Below are 16,106 nucleotides of genomic sequence, written 5' to 3'. Positions count from 1 at the left end.
TTAACATCAACCCGCAACGAGCCAGAACCTCCACTCACAAAATCATCCAACCGTCCCATTTGTTTCGACGACGGACAGATCCGGCCGATTTGGCTTGACCAACGCTATCCTGACCGAGGGACGGTGCCGGTGCTCGGTTGACCTCCTCCGCAGTTAGCACCTCTCTGCACGCGGCAGCATCAGTGTGATCATCATGCTTGTCTTCGAACACAGCGGCATCGGCGCCCGCGGGTGCATGCGCGGTAATGGCCGCAGCGCCGTTTACAGTAGGCACCGGCTCACCAATGGCTGGCGCTACGCTAGCAGCGCTCTCCACCGGGCCAGACCCAGTCGCATGGTCGAGCGCATCGATAACCGCATCGGCACCCGCCTGTTCATCTTCACCGCCAACCCATCTAGGCCCGTCCTCAGCCAATTTGCTAACGCTGACGGTGTCTGCCGCAGCATGGCTGCTCGCTACGGCATTATCGGGCTGCTCGAGCCCGCCATCTCGGATGTTATCGCTTCTAGTGAACTCGTCGATCTTTCCGATGACCGCAGAGGCTGGAGACTCAAACTCGGTTGGAGCAACCACTACAGCATCATGCCGCACTGTGGCAGATGCAGCCTGAGACAGATTGCCATCCGTGTCGTTTCCGCAGAAGTCCATGCCGGACAGTGCGCCCGGGACATCCACCGTATCCACTACCGCCAAGTCGACCATTGGTGGAACTTCGCTTGTAGCTTCGGGATCAATAATGGCGGCAACTGCCTCTGCCCCCACTGCACTCAATGCAATGGCAGCGACGCGGGCTTCGGCCGGCTCGAGCGCGAAGACATAAGCGTGTGGTGCGGCAGAAACCTCGGCATGATCCAAGGGAGCGGCCAGCACCAACGCAGAAGCTCCGGGAGCTCCGACAGCTGCTGGCGTACCCGGGTCAGCTGCCGATTGGGAGTTCGTTGCAGTGCGCCCGCGGACGTCCGAGAGCAGTTGGCGTAGAAACGCGGCCACCCGGCGCAGGAAACCTAGCATCGCGCCACACTGCACGCACGCCAACCACTCGGCCACCCGCACGGCGCCGAATGTGCAATACTTCCGACAGCCCCCCCGCCTATAGGCCAATCCCATACCCCAAGTTCGCAACCAAGCCAGTAGGTAGAAGCAAATGAGCAATATGCTCGATAGTTTATGCCTCCAGGTCCAGGTTGCAACTGTAGCAAATAACCTTACCCAAATCAGCCCAATTGGCGTTCAGAAGAGCCGTTGCCCAAGCCGTGGCAGCGCGAAGTTGTGCACATCAGTGCCCATATCGAACTTGCACATAATAGTGTTATTGGATAAAAATTATACCCGCCATAGATGCAAAATCGCCTTGATTGAGGACACGTGACCTACAAATATATCTATAGACTTTGGTAAAATTCATGCATTCTGCCGATCGACACCACAGTAAATCTGAAAATTTATTAAACAAAATTTCCCATACTATATTTCTCGCACGAAGGCATCGATTGCTTTGGCCAGTCGCAGACCTTGTCATCCGGAAAGCGGACGTCGGCACTTGGCAGGCAAAGACCAAAGGCTGGGCGTCTGAACCGGCGCATTTCCAACATTTTAGAGGTCGGCGCCAGCATCGTTCACGGTACTGGCGACCTCTTCGAGTATCTCCTGCCTCAGCGCCGGCCCCTTCGCCAACCGGCGACCCAGCGCATCGAGAAACGCATCATACCGTTCCGCTCCCTTGGCCCGTGCCGCCGCCTGCGCCGGTTCCGGCAAGGCTGGCGTGCTGCTGAGCCAGAAGCGCACGAACAGGGCCAGCGTCTCGATACCGATACTGACATCGCGCTCAACCCGCTGGTGGCGGCGATCCAGCTGGTCCAGCCGCCGGACGACGGCCGCTTCCTGCCGTTCGGCCGCATCCGGCGACAGGAAGGAGGCGATGGCCGCCTCGGCGACGAGGGACAGGGATTGGTTCCGGCGGGCAGCATAGTCCGACAGAGTGCGCATGATGGCGGGGTCGAGATAGACGGACAGGCGAGCTTTCATCCGGGCCTCACAGGTCGATGCCATCATTCGGGTACAACGCCGCTTGCCGGGCGGTTCGTCGCATGGTCCGGGCCAGGGCGCGGGAGCGGCTGTTGTCCACGTCCATCTCCTCGGCGCCTTCGTCGAACTCGTTCACCAGCGGGGCGGCTGCCGGAACAATGCCCTCGTGCGGCTCAAGCCCTGGCTCCCGGCGCAGGCCGCCATTTGCCGGGGCCTCATCCTCCACGGCGCCATCAGGATGGCCCACGGCGCTTCCCGCCCCCGGCCGCTGGATCGGCGGCAAACCGCTCCAATTGTCGGGCCGCACCGGTCCCTCTGCCGTCCCCGTTGCTGGCGGCGGCAGGACGCGCGCCGCCAGGCGTCGGTCCTCATAATACCGGACCTTGGCGGCCCGGATGGGTGGGGTGCCGGAGACCATGACGATCTCCTCGCCGGACGGCAGTTGCATCACCTCACCCGGCGTCAGCAGCGGCCGCGCCGTCTCAGACCGCGACACCATCAGATGGCCCAGCCAGGGCGACAGCCGGTGGCCGGCATAGTTCTTCATCGCCCGCATCTCGGTGGCGGTGCCCAGCGCGTCCGATACCCGCTTGGCGGTGCGCTCGTCGTTGGTCGCGAAGCTGACCCGGACATGGCAATTGTCCAGGATCGAGTTGTTGGGGCCGTAGGCCTTCTCGATCTGGTTCAGGCTCTGGGCGATCAGGAAGGATTTCAGCCCGTAGCCGGCCATGAAGGCCAGCGCGCTCTCGAAGAAATCCAGCCGCCCCAGGGCCGGGAACTCGTCCAGCATCAGCAGCAGCCGGTGTCGGCGGTCGCGGTCGTGCAGGTCCTCGGTCAGGCGGCGGCCGATCTGGTTCAGCACCAGCCGGACCAGCGGCTTGGTCCGGCTGATGTCCGACGGCGGCACGACGAAATAAAGCGTGGTCGGCCGTTCGTTGGCCACAAGGTCGGCGATGCGCCAGTCGCAGCGGCTGGTGACCTGGGCCACGACGGGATCACGGTAGAGGCCGAGGAAGGACATGGCGGTCGACAGCACGCCCGAGCGTTCATTGTCCGATTTGTTCAGCAGTTCCCGCGCCGCCGAGGCCACCACCGGATGGGGCCGCCCGTCCAGGTGCGGCGCGGTCATCATCGCCCGCAGGGTGGCCTCGATGGGCCGCCCCGGGTCGGACAGCAGGTTGGCGACGCCGGCCAAGGTGCGGTCGGGACCGGCATAAAGCACATGCAGGATGGCGCCGACCAGCAGGCTGTGGCTGGTCTTCTCCCAATGGTTCCGGCGTTCCAGCGAGCCTTCCGGATCGACCAGCACGTCGGCGACATTCTGCACGTCGCGCACCTCCTGCACGCCGCGGCGGATCTCCAGCAGCGGGTTGTAGGCGGCACTGGCCGGATCGGTGGGATCGAAGCGCAGCACCCGGCCGAAGCGGGCCCGCCAGCCGGCGGTGCGTTCCCAGTTCTCGCCCTTGATGTCATGGACGATGGCGCTCTCCGGCCAGGCCAGCAGCGTGGGCACCACCAGCCCCACGCCCTTGCCGGAGCGGGTCGGCGCGAAGCACAGCACATGCTCGGGGCCATCGTGGCGCAGATAGTCGGCTTCGAACCGCCCCAGCATGACGCCATCGACGCCCAGCAGGCCGGCCGCCGCGATCTCCGGCCGGGTGGCCCAACGGGCGGAGCCATAGGTCTCGACGTTTCGGGCCTCCCGCGCCCGCCAGACCGACAGGGCGATAGCGGTTCCAATAGAAAGGAACCCGCCCGACAGGGCGATCAGCGCGCCTTCCATGAAGATCCGTGGCGCATAGGCGTCGTACCAGTACCACCACCAGAAGAAGGCTGGCGGCGGATAGAGCGGCAGGCCGGCAAGGTCGGTCCAGGGCGTGCCGAGCTGAGGCTGGAAGCCCAGGCGCCATGCCGTCCATTGCGTGGCGCCCCAGATGCAGGCCAGCACCTCGCCAAGGACGAGCAGGATCTGGCCCCAGAGGATGCGGGTTCCCGACATGGTTCCTCGTCCAGGCTGTGCCGGACAAGGGAAAGCCCCAGGGCGCGACCCTGCCAAGGGGTGTCGATCGGGCATCGTGCGCTGGCGGATGCCGGCGAAGGAATACCGCCCCGCGCTTTCAGCTGGGCAGCAGCCAGCCCCCACCCTTGAGGATGAAGGGCCGGGTGTCGACGGCGATGGGCCGGCCCAGGATGTCGCCCAGCAGCTGCACGCGGTCGCCGATGCAGCTGAGGATGGTGCTGTAGGGCGGGGCGTGGTTGAAGGGCGGCTCGTCGCACAGGGCCCGGGCCAGCGGCAGGATGCGGCTCGCCATGGCATACGCGTCATCGAGGAAGGCCTTGCGGGCGGCGCGCCCCGGCGGCGCCAGGCGGGTCAGATTGTCCGCCGTCAGTTCGGCCGCCCGGCGGGCCTCGCCATAGGCCATGGCGAAATCCTCCTTCAGGTCCGGATAGAGCCGGGTACAGACGATATCATAGGCCGGGGCCAGGATGGGGGCGCTCCCCGGCTGGTCGTAGAGCAGACTGGTGTTCTTGCCATGGGCGTCGGCATTGCCGACCAGGACATTGAACAGGGCCCGCCGCCGGAATTCCCGCAGGGCGAGGATGGGCGCCCGCACCGTCTGCAACAGCGTCAGGCAGTCGTCGAAGCCCGGCCCGATCTTGGCGTCGCTGTCGTCGTCGAACTCGTATTTGCGCTCCGGCGGATAGCCCAGGGCCTGGCAGACATCCTCCTGGTGCAACTCCGTGACCAGGGTCCCCTCGACGATCCGGTCATAGCGCTCGACCAGCAGGCATTCCCGGCCGCCGAAGACCACGATGCAGGTCGCCGCCACATCCAATCCGACGCGGGCGGCCAGCGCCATGCAGAAGGCCTCGTTGCGGACAAGGTCATGATATTCTGGCCGGTCCGACGACTTGACGATATGGGTGGAGGGCGAGCCGCCCAGGGGCCGATGGAACCGGCCCCCGAAGAGGGCGACGGCGGACTTCACCTGGGCGCCGGCCAGCGACAACCGCACGCGCCGGTCGGCGGAAAAGTTGGGCGAGCCTTGCAGTTCCTCGCCCAGATTGGCCAATTGCGCGTTGCTGAACGGCTCATAGTCGCTGGGGATGGCCGGCGGCGATCCGGGCGGGAGCAGGCGAACGGCGCCGGCGCATTCACCGCCATAGGCCGCCAGCAGCCGGAATGTCTCATAGACCTGCAATCCCTTGCGCGCCGCCGCCTTGGTCAATGCCGGTCCCTCCGGCAACAGGCCCGCGAAGAACGGCCGGCAGGCGGCGTCATCATAGGGCTCGGCCCGCACCGGCAGCCGATAGGACAAGGGCGGGGCATCCGGCCGGTAATGGAAGGCCAGCCTGCCTTGCGGGTCGGCGGAGAGGGCGCCGACCGGCAGCACCCCGAGATAGACGTCAAGCGTGTCGGCTGGATCCGCCATCACCGCACCCTGCCCTGGAGGTCGATGCCCAGCGCCGCCAGCAGTTGCAGCGCCTTGCCGATCTCGGCGGTTTCCTTGCCGTTCTCAATGCCGTTGACGAAGGCCAGGCTGAGACCGGTCAGCTCCGAAAGCTGCTTCTGGGTCAGGGCCAGCTCCTTGCGCCGGCTGCGGATGAGCGCACCGATGGCAGCGGTGTTGTGCAACGGCACGTCCATCCGATCGCGCTTGAGCATGGTCCTGGCCTCGATATTCTGCGTACACAGAATATTGACCCGGTTCCGGCGGAATACAAACGGGAATTCTGCGTACGCAGAATATGCCCATCCTTTCGTGACGACGCCCCTGCTTGTTCTGCGTACGCAGAATTCCAGCAGACACTCCCGGATCATATCCCCAAGCCTCGCTTGCGCCCGAGAGTCCAGTCAACGCCCCCATCGGTGCGGATGATGCCAGAAACCTGGCGACCGATCTGCTTTTCCAGCGACGGTACCCAAGGCACCAGACTGAACCCCAGCCCGTCATCGATCATGGCAAAGCGGCCCGAGGCCAGGTCCAGCCGCTGGCGGTAGATGCCGGCGATGCCGTCGCCGACGACGCGTGCGGATTGTGGCAAACCCGTCTCGGCAGCAAGGCGGGCGCCGGTACGGTCCAGGTCCTGCCGCCGCAGCCTGTCCAGCAGGCCGCGCGCATAGAGGACCCGGTCGCCCTCCCGTCGTGCCAGCCCCGCCGCCAGCAAATGGTCGGTGCGATCCGTCAGCGCCGCCTTCATCTCCGCCCCGAAACCACCACTGCCCAGGGCCGGCGGATGGCGGGCTAACAGCTGGCGGTCCAGCCAGGTGGCGCCACCAGCCGTCACCTGTGCGGCAATGTCCAGGTCGGAGCGCACGGCCAGGGTCACGCGCTGCCGGCCCTGGCCATCCTGGCAGCGGCGCAGCTCGACGATGGAGCCGGCCGGGCTGTCGCCGGCAGCCTCCAGGTCGGCCAAGCGGACATGGTGGGTACGGCCGTCGACACCATCGATGACGGCGAAGGCCGACCCGCGCAGCTCGTCGTCCAGCCCGCGCGCCACCAGCCGGCCGATGACGGGATCGGCCAGGGCCTCGCCCGCCAGCACATAGCTGGATGCCGCCCGCTCAATCCCGCCGGCGGCCAGCCCCTGATGGATGCGCTTGATGATGTCGCCGCGCTCGCCCAGTTCGCGCAGGGTCACCTCGGCCGTGGGCGACAGGGTCCATTGTCCCGGCGCCAATTGCCGGGCCAGCCCCAGCCCTTCCAGCTTGCGCAACCGGCCGAGTTTCAGGGGCAGGAAGTCGTCGGGCGCCTCGCCCGGCACGGGAGCTGTGTCGATGATGCCCTGGCTGTCCATCTGCCACGCCAGCGCCCGGTCCAGCCGGGTCCAGCGCTCCGCCTCGACCTGCCGTTCCAGGGCCTGCCGGATATCCAGGTCTGTGCGCGGCCCCAGTTCCTGTGTCACCAGGTCTTGGGCGCGGGCGCGCAGGCCGGTGGCGATATAGTCGCGGGCGATGACCAGGTCGCGGCCATCATCGCCCCGCCCCCGGACCAGGATGTGCAGATGCGGATGGGCCGTGTTCCAGTGGTCGACGGACACCCAGTCCAGCCGCGTGCCCAGGTCCGCCTGCATCTGCTCCATCAGATCGCGCCCGAAGCGGCGCAGGTCGGCCAGATCGGTGGCATCGTCGGGCGAGACGATGAAGCGGAAATGGTGCCGGTCCTCCTCGCAGCGTTTGGCGAAGGCGGCATGGTCGGCTGCGTCGCTGTCGGCCCCGAACATCCGGGCCTTCTCCCCGTCGCGGGTCACACCCTCGCGGCGGAGATAGGAGAGATGGGCGACAAGGCTGGCGCCCCTGGCCGCCATGCGCACCACCCGCGCCTTGATGACGACCTCGCGTGAGCGGCTAGACAGCAAATGGTTGGCCCGGATGCTGGCGCTGCGGCCCCGCCCGAAGCGGCTGGCGCGCGGTGCCGTAACGCGGCCGCGCGTGACATGGCCGCCGGCCTTCTGCGCCGCCGCCAGGGCCTGGGCCACGAAGGGCCGGGCCCGCTGCTCGCCCCGCGAGCGGATACGGCCGGGCCGGAGCTGGAAATCCTCATCGTGCGCCATGAACCCTCCCGCGAGGTGCGACAAAAGGCGGAAATCCGCCCTTTGGCCGGGGCCGGCACGGTGCCGGATCGACGCGCACCGTGCGAAAACCAGACTTAACCCCTTGAAAACAAACCACCCGACCGCGCGGCACCTCGCCGCCTTTTATCCTGCCATCAGGTTTTGGGGGGCCGAGCCTCTCCACACCCATCGGCGGACAGGCGACAGGGGGCGACTGGTCCCGATGGCAGAAAAGCAGAAGCGTCATCACCGGCCGGACCATCGCCCGGCGAACAGCGGCGCCCGCCGCCAGTCCGGCGCGATGGCGGGTGATGGCCCGTCCCCGGTCAGGGCGAGGCGGGCGAAATAGGCACGGGTCTCCGCCGGCAGCGGCCGGCCCGTCGCCAGATGCTCGGCATAGCGGGCGGGGCCGGCATTGTAGGCGGCGAAGGCCCCGTCCGGGCCGTACCGGTCCTGCAACTCGCGCAGATATGCGGTGCCGGCCAGGATGTTGTCGCGGATGTCCCAGGGGTCGGGACCCAGTCCGTACCGGTGGCGCAGGTCGGCATAGGTTCCCGGCATCACCTGCATCAGGCCCATGGCGCCCTTGGGCGACAGGGCCTGGGCGTCCCCCGCACTTTCCACCCGGATCAACGCCGTGATCCAGGATGCCGGAATGCCGAAGCGCCCGGAGGCCTCCCGCATCGCCTCCCCGACAGGATCATCCCCCGCTGCCGAAGGCACGGGTGCCAAGCCCAGCAGCAGGATCACCGCCCCGAGACGGACCCAGCCTGTCACCGGGTTCGCGGCGGCCTGCCAGTTCCTGGTCGGGACGGAGGAATGGTGCGGCATTTGGCCGAACCGAGGAATGGAGGGAGGCATAGTCATGGCTCCATCAGCCAGAGCGGCAAGGCCTCGCCGAGGATCCGCACCATCGGCAAGGACCCGAAATAGCGGCTGTCCAGGCTGTCGGGCACAGCCGGGTTCATCAGGAAGACCTCGCCCGGCCTCAGCAGCCGGCAGCCCTGCCAGACGGGCAGCGGCCGCTGGCGGCTGTCGTGGTCGCGTGCCGTGCCGGCGGCGCGGCCGTCGATGCTGATGCGGCGGTCCCTCCGGCACACACGCTGGCCCGGCAGGGCGGCCACAGGCTTGAGCAGCGGGACGCCGGCCGGCAGATAGCCGCGCCCGGCGAGATAGCCGGCCAGGGAAGCGGGCGGCCTGATCGCGACCAGCATGCCGGGCCGTAGCTCCGCCACGGGCCGCAGGGCATAGAGGCCGCGCGGCATACTGCCGCTGGCGTTCCAGACCAGACGGGGCACGGGTGGCAGCAGCAGGGCCGCGACGGACAGGACCGCCATCACAAAGGGTAGCCAGCGCCTCATGGCCCTGCCTCCCGGCGCCTTAACCAGGCCTGGTGCCGGGCCAGCGTATAGGCGCGGGGCGGCTCGCCGGCCTGCATGCGGTGATGCAGGTGGCGCCAATGGTCGGGTGCAACCTCTGCCGCATCCAACCCCAACGCCTCGACACCATCGATATGCTGGAGCACGGCTTCCACCTTGGGCCAGCCGCTCTGACGCAGCAGGATATCGGCACCGGGCCGGACATAGGGCAGTGTCGAGAAGGGCTCGCCCGGAAGGACGGCGCGGGCAATGTCGATGCGCGACACCAGAGTGCCATGATCGTTGGCGGCCCAGCGGACATAGGCGAAGACACTGCCGGGCGCGAAGCCTAGCACGCGGCGGCTGCGGTCATGGATCACCTCCTCGACCTCGCGGCCGAAGCGGACCCAGCGCTCGACCTGCTTCTCGACCCAGAGCAGCTCGACGCGGGTCAGCATGGCCGGCGTCACGCCGGGCGGCAGGCGGCCGGTCATGGCGCCGCTCCCGCGTCTGGCGGAAAGTGCCGCGCCAGCAGGTCGCGCAACAGGTCGGCCATGGTCAGCCCCTGGCGGAAGGCCGCCATCCTGATGCGGCCGCGCAGGGCCGGTGTGACGTCGATGGTCAGCCGGGCCGTGAAGGCGTCGGCCGTGTCATCGCGGCGGTCCGGGCGGCGGACCCAGGTCTCGGCATCGGAAGGGCGGGCAACGAAGCCGTTGCGGTCGGTCCGGCTCATGGTGCCAGCCCGGCGATCTCAGCCGCCAGTTGTTCGACCTCCCGTGCCGCTGGCCCGTGCGCGTCCAGTTCATCGGCCAGCCGGCCGCTGCGGACCGCCTCGGCATAGATCACGCGCTGGCCGATGCTGGCGGACAGGGCCGGCGGGTCCTGGCCGACCAGCGCCTGGGCCGTGTGCCGGGCGATGCGGGTGCGGGCAGCGCAGCGGTTCAGCAGGAAGCGCGCCCGCAGCTGCGGCCGGAAGGCCTGGGCCTCGGCCAGCAGCCGCAGCATCTCCGCCGAGGCCCAGCCATCCAGAGGCGAGGGCTGCACAGGGATCAGCACCAGGTCGGCCGCCAGCAGGGCCGAGCGCATCAGGGCCGCCACGCGCGGCGGCCCGTCGATGATCAGATGGTCGGCGGCGCGGGCCAGGTCCGGCGCCTCCCGGTGCAGCGTGTCGCGGGCCAGCCCGATGGTCGCAAAGCGGCGCGGCAGCCCCTCGCGAGCCCGTTGCGCCGACCAGTCCAGGGATGAGGCCTGCGGATCGGCGTCGATCAGGGTTACCCGCCTGCCCCGGGTCGCCCAGGCACCGGCAAGATGCAGGGCCAGCGTCGTCTTGCCGGCGCCGCCCTTCTGGTTCAGCAGCGCCACGATCATGGGCCGCCCCCAGCATCCTGTTTAACTTTAGATTCTTCTTTAGACTCTTTACGGGACCGAATTCGCTTTGCACGCCAGAGGCTTGGCTGGGGTTCGTGCGCCCGATGTACCGATATCCATGCGCCTGATGTACCGATGGCGGTTGCGCCCGAAGTACCGATAGCGGGATCGCTTATCCCGACATCACGCACAGAGTTATCCACTAAATTATCCACAGAAGGCCGCAAGATCAGCGTCTCGCCGCCGCCCGCCCGGACCAGCGCCAGGGCGTAGCCCGGCAGCGGCTGGCGACGGACGATGGCGCGGATGTCGAGGGCGAAGTCGGCATAGCGGGCCTGGCTGGCGCTCTTGGCGTGCAGGTGCCGCAACTCGAACCGCCAGCCCTCCCGCTGCCGGCCGGCATGCTTGCGGGCCAGGCGGTAGAGCCAGCGCTCAACCCCGCCGGTGAGGCGGAAATAGCCGGGATCGATGGCCAGCACGAGGCGGCGGTCGATGACGCCCTGGTAGAACCAGTCGGGCAGCACGAACTCCATGCCTTCGACCCGGCCGGTGCTGGTGACGCGCTCCTCCCACTCGTTGATCCAGGAGAATTGCTGCCGGCGCCATTGGGCACCGTGGCGGATGTTGGTGCGGATGACCGTCGATTGCAGCCGGGTCAGCGCCGCCTTCAGCAGCAGATAGTTGCGCTTGCCCGTGGCCCGGCCGATGGAGGTCAGCAGCCGGTAGGGCGTGAAGCGGAAAAAGCGCGAGGTCGGCAGGCCGCGATCCTGGGCGGCCAGGATCTGGCTGGCCGCCCAGATCAGCAGGTCGGCATCCCAGATGGTGGCCATGCCGTATTCGGCCACGGCATGGACCTGGATCTCGATCTCGCCGGCCCGGTAGAGGATGGGCGCCACCCGCCGCGACTTGGCCAGCGAGAAGAAGGGCCGTTCCATCAGGTCGCGCTGGTCGCGTGGCGGCACGTCGCCGGCCAGCGCCTCGAACGGGTCGAGCCGGGCGCGTTCGTCCGAACGGCCGGGCTGCGGCGGGGGATCACGCGGCGCCATGGCTCAGCGTCCCCCGGGGCCGTTGCCGCCCGGCACCTGCGCATAGAGGCGCCGGGCCGGATAGACGGTGCCGCTGCCCGGATCGGTGGTGGAGACGCGCCGGCCACGGTCGGCCCAGGCCTGCAGGTCCTCGACGGTGTAGACGATGCGGCCACCCAGCTTGCGATAGACGGGGCCGGTGCCATAGGTGCGGTGCTTCTCCAGGGTCCGTCCGGACAGGCTGAGGAAGCGCGCCGCTTCCGGCGTGCAAAGATACCGGGACGGCAAGACGGGATTGGGCATGGGAGCCTCCTGGGACAGGACGGGCCAGCGGCGGATGCCGGCGGCGGATCGGTCCCAGGCTGGCGTAGGGAAACGGACGGGGAGGATGACGGATTGGCGGGGGGCCGAAACTGTCCACCCCGCCCTCATCCGCCGCGCAGCAGCATGCGATAGCCGCCCTGCATCAGGGCGACGGCATCGGCGACCAGCCGGATGGCCCGGGCGCGGGTGGCGGCGGTCTTCCAGAGACGGGCCGGCAGTTGCGCGCTGTCGGGGTCCAGCAGCACAGCGGCGATGTCGCGATAGGTGGCGCCGGCCAGGTGTCCGTCCAGGGCCCGCAGCATCAGGATCAGGCGGCGGCGCTTGGCCGGGGTGAGGTGCCAGGCGGGCGGCATCGGCCCGCCCATGCGTCCTTTCAGACGGTGATGCAGCCGTTGAGCGCAGGCCAGGCGTAGCGGGAGATGCTCATCGAGCGGCAGGCGCAGGGCCAGTCGCCCCGCCAAGTCGGCCGGTTCCGGCAGCCAGAGCCGGTGATCGCCCGTCGGATCGGCCAGGACGAGATAGCGGCCGCCGTCCGTCACAATATCGGCCAGCACTAGGCCAAGGACCACCGTGTCCAGCATGATTGCGGTGTCGGAAGGGTCCGTCAGCGGCACCAGCGGCAAGGCGACAGGCAGCAGTTCCGGCCGCCACAGGACCACCTGCCGCCATGCCGGCCGGTCAGGGTCGGCGGCAAAACCCCAGCCCCCAGCGGCGGGCCAGATCGCAGGCCGCGATGCGGGCCGCCTCCGTGTCGGCCGCCAGCACCTGCTGCAACCGGTCATGCTCGGCACGATAGGCGGGATTGCGGCGCAGGAACTCCAGCGCGAAGCCGCAGCGGTCGAGAACCTGCAAAGGTTCCCCGGTGTTGGGAGTGCGCCAGTCGGCTGTCCAACCCATCGGCTCGCCCTCTCCGCAACGCCAATGACATGCAGGCACAGTTCCGGGCGGGCTATGGGGTAGCAAGGCATTGCGAACGGTTCGCATGATGTCGCCGCCGCATGGATAGCGGCTATTGCAGCGGCGGGCGCAGCAGATAGGCATACCCCGTGTGTGTCATCCATTGCGCTCGGGCGAGGTGGCTGTCATGGACGCGGCGGGCCCGCTCCGGCTCGCGCGCCGGGTCGATGCCAAAGATGACCTGTACCACCTCCTGCCAGGACACGCCTTCCTCTGCCGCATCCAGCAGACGGAGGTATGTTATGAAGTGCCGCTCGTCATAGCTGGTCAGGTGCTGGCGGTCGGGGGGCTCGTCCTGGAATGCCGGACAATTCATGGTGGCGCTCGTCTACTTGCTTGCCGGGCCTATTATTCGACGCGGAGACATGGTTGCATAGCGGAAGATTTATCCTCGGAATATGATGCACAGACCGCATCGCGCACCGCGTCCGTCGCATCATCCTGTCCCTACCGGCGGTGCAGGCGCTGTGACCATTTCGTGATCGCGACGACGCATTCGCGTATTATAATACGTAGCACCAGAATGCACGATTGCTTTCTATCCTGCGGATGGACATTCGCAGGCTCCTTGGCGCCAACATGCGGCGCTACCGGTTGCAGGCCGGCCTCAGCCAGGAAGCTGTGGCGGAGCGGATGGGTGTCGATCGCGCCTATGTCAGCGCCGCCGAGCGCGGTCTGCAGAACCTGACCCTGTTGAAGGTCTGGGAGGCCGCGCAGGCGCTGGAGGTGCGACCGGCCGCCTTGCTGGATGAGAGCGTGATGAAGGACGGGACCTGATCTCGCCCGCCGCCCCGGCCCCGCCGGGGCGGCGAAAAATCGGGCGTGGAACCGCAAAGCCGGAAAGCCGCTTCCACGGATTTACGGAAATCCGGAAAGCCGTATTCCCGGAACGGCGCAAAGCCGTACAGCCGGCGATGCGGCTGTACGGCTTTGCTGATCTCAGGCGGTGCGGTCCAGCAGGCGCTTGGCCTTGCCCTCCAGTTCCAGCCTTGCATCCTGGTGCGGCTTGGCGCGGGCATGGGCGGTGATGCCCTGCACAAAGTCGAACAGGCTTTCCGGCGGGTGCCCTTCCTCCCGCAGCACGGTCTCGATGATCTGCCCCGTCTCAGCACGCGAGAAGCCACGCTTGCGCAGGAAATCCTGCCGGTCCTCGTCGCTGCGGGCCACGATCCGTTCCCGTGCCGCGCGGATGCCGGCCAGGAAGGGGGCCGGGCTGGACCCGGCGAAGCTCGCCAGGGCCGGGGCCGCCTCCTGGGCGAAGCGCTGGGCGGCGAACTTGCTGTGGCGGATGCTGATCTCCTCGAACCCCTCCACGCCCCACAACTGGCGATTCTGGCACACGGCGCGCAGGTAGAAGGAGGCGATGCCCAGGGTCTTGGAACCCACCTCGCTGTTCCAGGCGTAGAAGCCCCGGAAATACAGGTCCGGCTCCCCGTTGGGCAGGCGCCCGGCCTCGATGGGGTGGGTGTCATCGACCAGAAACAGGAACACGTCGCGGTCGCTGGCATAGAGCGTCGTCGTCTCCGCCGTCACGTCGATGAAGGGGTTATGCGTCATGGTCGACCAGTCCAGCACGCCCGGCACCTTCCAGCGCGTGTCGCCCGTACCGTTGCCGGCGATGCGCTGCACGGCCGACACCAGTTCGTGATCCCAGATGCGGCCGTAATCCGGGCCGGTGACGGCGCGCAACTCGACCCGCCCGTCATCGGCTTCCAGGGTCTTGACCAGTTCGCCCCGGTGCGACAGCAGCCCGTGCTGAAGGTTGATCCCGGCCAGCGGGGCCGGCAACTGCCGCAGGTAGCCGGCGGGCGCCCCGACCAGCCCGCACAATTGCCCGAAACTCCAATGCGTGGGTGCGACGGGATCGGCCCGCCCCGGCAGCAGCAGGGCCAGCCGCTCGGCATCGTCGCGGCTGGCCTCCACTCGTACCAGACGGCTCTCCACCGTCCGCGCCGTCGCCCGCCGGGCACGGGCGGAGACAGCATCGTGCAAGTCGGTCAGGCTCAGATAGCGCTCGTCGCGGGGGCGGGAGAACCATTCCGACGAAACCCGGCCGATACGCTCGCCCCGGCCGACATCGACGCAGAAGCCACCGGTGACGGGCCGGCCCTTGTCATTCTGTTCGATCATGGTCATGTCATCTCTCCTGGGTCAGGGGTGTCAGCGCAGCGCTGCGCTGCACCCCTGCCCGTCGGCGAGACCGGGGTAGCAAGGGGCAAGGGCGGACGGGGCGGAGGGGGATCGCCCGGCCTGCACGGAGCCGCCAGGTGCCGGAAGGCCGGGGAGACCGCCCCGTCCGGTCCCGGCACGGGACTGTACCCTTGCGCCGCGCGAGGGCGGCGCCCTTAGCGGACACGCGCGCAAGGCTTGGACCGCAGGTCCGCCGCTTCCATCACGCGGTCGCGCCACCGCCCATGCAGGCACGGAAAAAGCCCCGCTCCGAAGAGCGGGGCGTTGAGGATCGGAGGCGCTCAGTCGCCGGTGCGGCGGGACCAGATGAGGGAGAAGCTGTCCTCGCCCTCGGCCTCAACCAGGCTGGCATAGATGGGTGCCGGGAAGCTGGGGTCGTCCAGCTTGACGGAGAGATAGTCTCGGCCGGTTTCGCGGGCGGTCTTCTTCCAGGCGGCGCCGAATTCGGTGGTGCCGGCGAAGATGCGGAAGTCGGGGGCGCGCTCATTCTCCTTGTCGGCGGCGACAATCTTGGCCTTGACGTTGAGGGTAAGGGTCTTGACCGAACCGGTGAAGCCGTTCTCGGTCTTGGTGAAGGTGCCGATGCTCGCCATGTCACATACTCCTCGTGTTGCCCGGGCCGCGACCACCGCGGCCTCGATGGCGATCCCGGGACCGGAGGTGATCGACCCCGCAGCCGCAGGCCCGCAGCGCAGCGGAGGAGGCCGGGAGACGGCTTTTTTGCCTCGCGATGCAAAGCCGGCCTGCCCGGCGGCGGAAAAAAGCCGTCTCCCGGCCTTGCGGACAGGCGATCAAGGCGTCAGCCGGCCTCCGGTCAGATCAGCCCATCAGAGGCGGCGTGGCCGCGCTCGGGACCAATCCACGGGGACGACATGGTGGGGGAAGGGACCGGACAGCAAGAGGGACACGGTAGCGGGCGTGCAAGAACCTGCCGTGGCGAAGGAAGGGCGGAGGTTGCCGGGAGAATGACGACGCCACCCGCTGATCAGCGTCAGGTGATTCACGCCGGCAGGGGGCCGGAGCACGATAGGAGCGTTCGCTGCCGAGCAGCCGCGATAGATACGTCTAGCTCGCCTACATTGGGCCCTTTGCATCAACCTGCAGGACGGGGTTCTGGTCGCCAACGGATAACGAGTATGGAGAATCGTCAAAGGCCATAGTGAGACTGAGGCGCAGTGTACCGTCAACTGATGGCTGTGATGGGGCCGGAAGCGGACGGGCGGGTTGAACCGCGCCGGGATTGTCGGCGGCTCCAACTCCTGAGAGGATGGGGCTACGATGAGCAAGACAACGAACAAATTT

19 protein-coding genes are annotated in these 16,106 nt (G+C 67.8%); 1 reads left to right on the top strand and 18 read right to left on the bottom strand.

The features are described 5' to 3' along the window. Window positions 1-34 precede the first annotated feature (34 nt). The 16 genes from AC1Q7F_RS32200 to AC1Q7F_RS32125 form a co-directional block, all read right to left on the bottom strand. Entirely contained in the window at window positions 35-874 is an 840-nt protein-coding gene (locus AC1Q7F_RS32200; protein WP_492512639.1) for a hypothetical protein, read from the bottom strand. A gap of 720 nt (window positions 875-1,594) precedes the next feature. Beyond that, window positions 1,595-2,026 (bottom strand): CopG family transcriptional regulator, encoded by a 432-nt coding sequence (locus AC1Q7F_RS32195; protein WP_492512638.1) that lies wholly within the window; start codon window positions 2,024-2,026, stop codon window positions 1,595-1,597. 7 nt (window positions 2,027-2,033) lie between these two features. Then, on the bottom strand, window positions 2,034-4,025 hold the full coding sequence (locus AC1Q7F_RS32190; RefSeq protein ID WP_492512637.1) for a conjugal transfer protein TraG: 1,992 nt from the start codon (window positions 4,023-4,025) through the stop codon (window positions 2,034-2,036). A gap of 118 nt (window positions 4,026-4,143) precedes the next feature. Continuing rightward, window positions 4,144-5,460, bottom strand: coding sequence for a type II toxin-antitoxin system HipA family toxin (locus AC1Q7F_RS32185; RefSeq protein WP_492512636.1), 1,317 nt, complete (start codon window positions 5,458-5,460; stop codon window positions 4,144-4,146). Further along, window positions 5,460-5,693 carry a helix-turn-helix domain-containing protein gene (locus AC1Q7F_RS32180; protein ID WP_492512635.1) on the bottom strand — a complete coding sequence of 78 codons (234 nt, stop codon included), beginning with the start codon at window positions 5,691-5,693 and terminating at the stop codon, window positions 5,460-5,462. The genes AC1Q7F_RS32185 and AC1Q7F_RS32180 overlap by 1 nt, the downstream gene beginning before the upstream one ends. Before the next feature lie 152 nt (window positions 5,694-5,845). Beyond that, window positions 5,846-7,582: a relaxase/mobilization nuclease domain-containing protein gene (locus AC1Q7F_RS32175; RefSeq protein ID WP_492512634.1), complete on the bottom strand. Its 1,737-nt coding sequence runs from the start codon at window positions 7,580-7,582 to the stop codon at window positions 5,846-5,848. 246 nt (window positions 7,583-7,828) lie between these two features. Then, complete coding sequence (locus tag AC1Q7F_RS32170; protein WP_492512633.1) at window positions 7,829-8,413, bottom strand: lytic transglycosylase domain-containing protein; 585 nt, start codon at window positions 8,411-8,413, stop codon at window positions 7,829-7,831. A gap of 32 nt (window positions 8,414-8,445) precedes the next feature. Further along, window positions 8,446-8,943 (bottom strand): S26 family signal peptidase, encoded by a 498-nt coding sequence (locus AC1Q7F_RS32165; RefSeq protein ID WP_492512632.1) that lies wholly within the window; start codon window positions 8,941-8,943, stop codon window positions 8,446-8,448. Further along, entirely contained in the window at window positions 8,940-9,434 is a 495-nt protein-coding gene (locus AC1Q7F_RS32160; RefSeq protein ID WP_492512631.1) for a DUF2840 domain-containing protein, read from the bottom strand. Before AC1Q7F_RS32160 ends, AC1Q7F_RS32165 begins: the two co-directional genes overlap by 4 nt. Continuing rightward, entirely contained in the window at window positions 9,431-9,673 is a 243-nt protein-coding gene (locus AC1Q7F_RS32155) for a hypothetical protein (RefSeq protein ID WP_492512630.1), read from the bottom strand. Before AC1Q7F_RS32155 ends, AC1Q7F_RS32160 begins: the two co-directional genes overlap by 4 nt. Continuing rightward, window positions 9,670-10,308 carry a ParA family partition ATPase gene (gene parA / locus AC1Q7F_RS32150; protein ID WP_492512629.1) on the bottom strand — a complete coding sequence of 213 codons (639 nt, stop codon included), beginning with the start codon at window positions 10,306-10,308 and terminating at the stop codon, window positions 9,670-9,672. The genes AC1Q7F_RS32155 and parA overlap by 4 nt, the downstream gene beginning before the upstream one ends. Continuing rightward, window positions 10,305-11,354: a replication initiator protein A gene (locus AC1Q7F_RS32145; protein ID WP_492512628.1), complete on the bottom strand. Its 1,050-nt coding sequence runs from the start codon at window positions 11,352-11,354 to the stop codon at window positions 10,305-10,307. The genes parA and AC1Q7F_RS32145 overlap by 4 nt, the downstream gene beginning before the upstream one ends. Window positions 11,355-11,357: 3 nt before the next feature. Next, window positions 11,358-11,636 (bottom strand): helix-turn-helix transcriptional regulator, encoded by a 279-nt coding sequence (locus tag AC1Q7F_RS32140; RefSeq protein WP_492512627.1) that lies wholly within the window; start codon window positions 11,634-11,636, stop codon window positions 11,358-11,360. A 125-nt stretch (window positions 11,637-11,761) separates the two neighbouring features. Beyond that, window positions 11,762-12,316, bottom strand: a complete 555-nt coding sequence (locus tag AC1Q7F_RS32135; protein WP_492512626.1) for a DUF2285 domain-containing protein — start codon at window positions 12,314-12,316, stop codon at window positions 11,762-11,764. Between the two features lie 19 nt (window positions 12,317-12,335). Further along, window positions 12,336-12,554, bottom strand: a complete 219-nt coding sequence (locus tag AC1Q7F_RS32130; protein ID WP_492512625.1) for a transcriptional regulator domain-containing protein — start codon at window positions 12,552-12,554, stop codon at window positions 12,336-12,338. A 112-nt stretch (window positions 12,555-12,666) separates the two neighbouring features. After that, window positions 12,667-12,930: a DNA -binding domain-containing protein gene (locus AC1Q7F_RS32125; protein WP_492512624.1), complete on the bottom strand. Its 264-nt coding sequence runs from the start codon at window positions 12,928-12,930 to the stop codon at window positions 12,667-12,669. 263 nt (window positions 12,931-13,193) lie between these two features. On the opposite strand from AC1Q7F_RS32125, the gene AC1Q7F_RS32120 reads away from it, so the two are divergent. Then, window positions 13,194-13,391, top strand: coding sequence for a helix-turn-helix domain-containing protein (locus tag AC1Q7F_RS32120; protein WP_492512623.1), 198 nt, complete (start codon window positions 13,194-13,196; stop codon window positions 13,389-13,391). 162 nt (window positions 13,392-13,553) lie between these two features. Here the strand turns inward: AC1Q7F_RS32120 and AC1Q7F_RS32115 are convergent, their stop codons facing one another. Then, window positions 13,554-14,750, bottom strand: coding sequence for a DUF932 domain-containing protein (locus AC1Q7F_RS32115; RefSeq protein WP_492512622.1), 1,197 nt, complete (start codon window positions 14,748-14,750; stop codon window positions 13,554-13,556). A 335-nt stretch (window positions 14,751-15,085) separates the two neighbouring features. Continuing rightward, complete coding sequence (locus AC1Q7F_RS32110; RefSeq protein WP_492512621.1) at window positions 15,086-15,397, bottom strand: DUF736 domain-containing protein; 312 nt, start codon at window positions 15,395-15,397, stop codon at window positions 15,086-15,088. Window positions 15,398-16,106: the final 709 nt, after the last annotated feature.

The sequence above is a fragment of the Niveispirillum sp. GW835-FHT14G11 genome, assembly GCF_058793615.1.
This window is presented reverse-complemented; position numbering and strand designations above follow the sequence as displayed.